We start from the raw sequence: 563 nt of genomic DNA on the forward strand, positions 1-563 counted from the left end.
CTATGTAGTGCCCGGTGAGGGTGCGGACCCGACGGTGGCCCAGCTGCGCGAGTGGTGTGGCCGGGTTCTGCCGCAGTACATGGTGCCGGCCGCGTTCGTGGTGCTGGAGACCATTCCGCTGACCGGCAACGGCAAGGTCGACCGTAAGGCACTGCCCGCCCCCGGCGGACAGCGTCCGCACACCGGTATCGCCTTCGAAGCCCCTCGCACTCCCGTCGAGGAGGCCATCGCCGCAGTGTGGGCGGAGGTGCTGCGGGTGGAGCGGGTCGGCATCCAGGACAACTTCTTCGAGCTCGGCGGCGACTCCATCCTCAGCATCCAGGTCGTCTCCCGCGCCAAACGGCACGGCCTCCACCTCACCCCCCGCATGCTCTTCCAACACCAGACCATCGCCGGCATCACCGAGCGAGAGTCGGCCGCCGTCACTCGCGACGAGGCCGAGGCGGCCCGGGCGTCGACGCGTCCCGTGCCCACCCGTTACGGGCTCGCCCCGCTTCAGTCCGGGATGCTCTTCCACACCCTCTACGACTCCTCCGATGTGAACCCGTACACCGTTCAGTTCC

1 protein-coding gene is annotated in these 563 nt (G+C 68.9%); it reads left to right on the plus strand.

What is annotated here, in order from left to right:
* Positions 1-34: 34 nt before the first annotated feature.
* The coding region (locus POF73_RS45890; protein ID WP_272125494.1) for a phosphopantetheine-binding protein at positions 35-563 on the plus strand (529 nt) is incomplete at its 3' end.

This window comes from Streptomyces sp. HD, assembly GCF_028369295.1.
In the GTDB taxonomy this organism is placed as follows: domain Bacteria; phylum Actinomycetota; class Actinomycetes; order Streptomycetales; family Streptomycetaceae; genus Streptomyces.